This is a genomic window from Bradyrhizobium sp., assembly GCF_049581145.1.
GTDB lineage: Bacteria > Pseudomonadota > Alphaproteobacteria > Rhizobiales > Xanthobacteraceae > Bradyrhizobium.
Genome location: NZ_JBAURI010000312.1, coordinates 1 through 3537, shown reverse-complemented (window position 1 = coordinate 3537; position 3537 = coordinate 1). Strand labels below are relative to the sequence as shown.

General features: G+C 59.2%; 2 protein-coding genes and 1 pseudogene. 2 read left to right on the top strand and 1 reads right to left on the bottom strand.

Annotated features, from left to right (window positions below; translation table 11 throughout):
• Nucleotides 1-445 (bottom strand): annotated as a pseudogene (locus tag WCB02_RS10430) (hypothetical protein); the annotation flags it as partial.
• A gap of 60 nt (nt 446-505) precedes the next feature.
• On the opposite strand from WCB02_RS10430, the gene WCB02_RS10425 reads away from it, so the two are divergent.
• Entirely contained in the window at nt 506-1774 is a 1269-nt protein-coding gene (locus WCB02_RS10425; protein WP_423958021.1) for an NHLP bacteriocin system secretion protein, read from the top strand.
• Between the two features lie 103 nt (nt 1775-1877).
• Nucleotides 1878-3537, top strand: a 1660-nt coding sequence (locus tag WCB02_RS10420) for a cysteine peptidase family C39 domain-containing protein (RefSeq protein WP_423958020.1), incomplete at its 3' end; no start/stop codon positions are given.

Here is a 3537-nt window from a genome sequence, read left to right as displayed (position 1 = left end):
CGTCAGCAAGGATCATGTCACTCTTCTCGACGGCGAATCTGACGACGTCACGCATCGGACTGTCGTCGCCGACGTCAGTTATCTCCTTTTCCATCGTGATCAGATACTCATAGCTGGCGAGCTCGTCCGATATCTGGAGAAGCTCGCGGATGGTCGAATTGACGCAACCGACGTCTCCGCTCGTAGCATCGGGATGCTTTGAAGTCGCGACGAGGTCATTCATCAAATTCGCAAAGAGAGGCTTCAGGCTCTCGGCTTGTTTGAAATCGCTTTCAGAAAGAATTCGGCCTATTGAAGCGATTGGCATCAACAGTATCACAACAAGCCCCATCACGGCCGTCACCTGCCGCGCTTGCGCTGGGAGGCGACGCTGCCTTTTCCGAACTGCCTTTGTTGTGAGTTCCTCGGGTTTGTGCAATGATCGATGGTTGTTGATCCAATCCATTTATTGCTGCGCCCCGCCATGTCGGCCTCTGAGACACTCGAACAACCTGAGAATAGAAGGGTGGCCGATCGCCCGCAACCGGCATTTCGAGTTGCCGCCCTCGACCGAGCCGCCTCGCCGGAGCAGCTCGATCACTTGGTCGTCGTCACCACATCTGTCGATTGGATCATCACACTGGTGGTCTGCACCGCGCTGGCGGCAGCGATCACCTGGGGTATTTTCGGGCGCGTGCCAACCCGCATCACCGGTGAAGGAATCCTGATCAGCAGCGGCGGCAGGGTCGTCGACGCGATATCGGCCGCGGCTGGCCGGCTGCAATCAGTGGCCGTCGTGGTCGGCGATCATGTTACCCAGGGCCAGCCAATCGCACAAATCGCTCAGACCGATATCGAGCAGAAGCACAACGACGCCGTTGCGGTCTTCCACGAGCGGCAGCACGAGTACACGGACCTGAAGTCAAAGGTTGCGAGCGAGCTCGCCGCGAAGAGCGAGAATTTCGCGAAATTGGAAGCAGCCCTAAACCAGGTGATCAAGGCCACCAGCCAGCGCATCGACTACCTCGCGGTCGACGTCAAGAACCTCCAGGATTTGCTGACGAAGGGGTACACGACGCGCCGCAATCTGGAAGAGCGGCGACAGGAGCTGGCTGATGCACAACAACGCAAGGAGGACTCGCAGAACGAGATTCTAAAGCTCAAATCCCAAAAGACGGACCTCGAAACGCAACGCGAACATGAGATCGAGCAGTCGGAGTTCACGCTGAACGAGGCTCGTCGACAAATGGACGGCACGGCGCAGCAACTGAGCCAGAATACGCAGGTGTTGAGCCCGCTCGAGGGGCGTGTGCTCGAAGTGAAGATATCTCCTGGCTCGGTGCTTGCCGTTGGCACGCCAGTGATCTCGATCGAAAGCGAGGGAAAGAAGCTCGAGGCGGTCGTCTATATCGCGGCCGAACATGGCAAGCAGATCAGGCCAGGAATGCAGGTCCACCTCGAACCAAGCACAATCAAGCGCGAGGAGTTCGGCATGATGCTGGGCACGGTCGTGAGCGTGTCGGACTTTCCGATGACGCCCCAGGGCATGAGCGCGATCCTGCATAACGAGAGCCTGGTCACCCGCTTCTCCAACAAGGGTGCGCCGTATGCCTCCGAGGTCGCCCTCGAGGAGGACACCTCTTCCCCGACAGGCTATCATTGGGCCGTGGGACAGGGACCGAATACCCAACTTACGAGCGGAACGTTGACCCGTGCGGAAATCACGACGCGCCGGCAGCGGCCGCTCGATCTCGTCATCCCCCTGATCAAACACTTCACTGGAATTGATGGATAGTCCTTCATCCCCTCGTGCGATCCGTGAAGGTCCGCGGCCTCGAAACATCCGGCTTCCAAAGCTGTTTCGCAGGAGGGTGAAGCGGACGCCTGTTATCCTGCAGATGGAAGCGGCCGAATGTGGCGCCGCGGCGCTCGCGATCATTCTTGCTCAGTACGACGCCTGGATTCCCCTCGAACAGCTCCGGATTGCCTGTGGCGTCTCACGTGACGGAAGCAAGGCCAGCAATATCGTGAGGGCGGCCCGCCGATATGGACTGGACGCACGAGGCTATCGCGTCGAACCGCCGGCGCTGATGCAGCTTCCAATGCCATGCATCATTCACTGGAATTTCAACCATTTCCTGGTGCTTGAAGGTATCGACGGCAACTACGCCTACATCAACGATCCTGCGAGCGGACGCCGTCGAATCCGCATGGCGGAGCTGGATCTCGCATTTACCGGCGTCGTACTGACCTTCGAGCGCGGCGCAGAATTCAGGAAGATCGGCGGCAAGCCGAACGGGTTCGCGGTGCTGCTCCGCGAACTTCGTCACTCCCGAGCGGCAGTCGCGCTGCTGGTGATCGTGAGCATCGCGTTGGTCGTGCCCAACATCGTTGCCGCTGGCTTTTCGAAGATCTTTGTGGACGACATTATGATCCAAGGCGCGAGCAGCTGGCTCATACCGCTTCTGATCGGAATGGCGCTCACGGCTGCGTGTCGCGGCATCCTGACGATGATACGCCAGTCGGTCCTTTTGCGGCTGCAGGCCAAGCTTGCCATCCTCATGACCAGCCGGTTTCTCTGGCGGCTGACCGCACTGCCGATTGAGTTCTTCACTCAACGTCAAGCCGGCGACATTGCAAATCGCGTCGGCTCTAACGAGCAAGTCGCCAGACTTTTGTCCGGCGGCATTGCGATGAACGCACTCAGCCTGACGTCGGTGCTGCTGTTTGGCATGGCAATGGCGGTCTACGACTTGACCCTCACCGGCCTGTGCGTCGCCATTTCGTTCGGCAATGTGCTTCTGCTGCGCCTGGTCGCGGGACGGCGACAGGAGCTCAGCTCCCGGCTTGCCATCGAACAGGGTAAGCTCCTTGGCGCAACCGTAAGCATGGTAAGAACGATCGAGACGATCAAGGCGAGCGGATTGGAGGATGATGTTTTTGCCCGGTGGGCTGGTCTTCAGGCCAGCAATCTGAATGCCGAACAGAAGCTTGGCGCTTCCGCCGTCATGCTGGATATGGTCCCGACGCTGCTATCAGGCCTCTCGGTGGCTGCCATCCTCGGCCTCGGAGGCCTCAGAGTTATCGATGGTTCGCTGACGCTGGGCAGCCTCGTCGCTTTCCAGTCTCTGGCTGCAAATTTTTCCGAGCCTTTCGCGAATCTCGTCAACTATTTCGGCGGCTTGCAGATCATCAAGGGCGCCCTCGAGCGGCTCGATGATATCTACCGATATCCTCTCCGGTCGCCATCCCCTCGTGGCATCGAGACCGACGCTTTTCCGCCGAAACTGGCAGGCAAGATCGAGTTGCGCGGCATCAATTTCGGCTATTCTGCGCTCGAGCCGCCCCTGATCGCCGACCTTTCGCTCGTCGTTGCGCCGGGCTCTCGCGTGGCGCTGGTCGGCGTCTCGGGCAGCGGAAAGTCGACACTGGGTAAGCTTGTCTGCGGGCTTTACGAGCCCTGGAGCGGCGAGGTGCTATTCGATGAATGGAAACCGGCGGAGATTCCGCCACAGGTATTTGCAAACTCCGTCGCCTATGTCGACCAGGATATTCTTC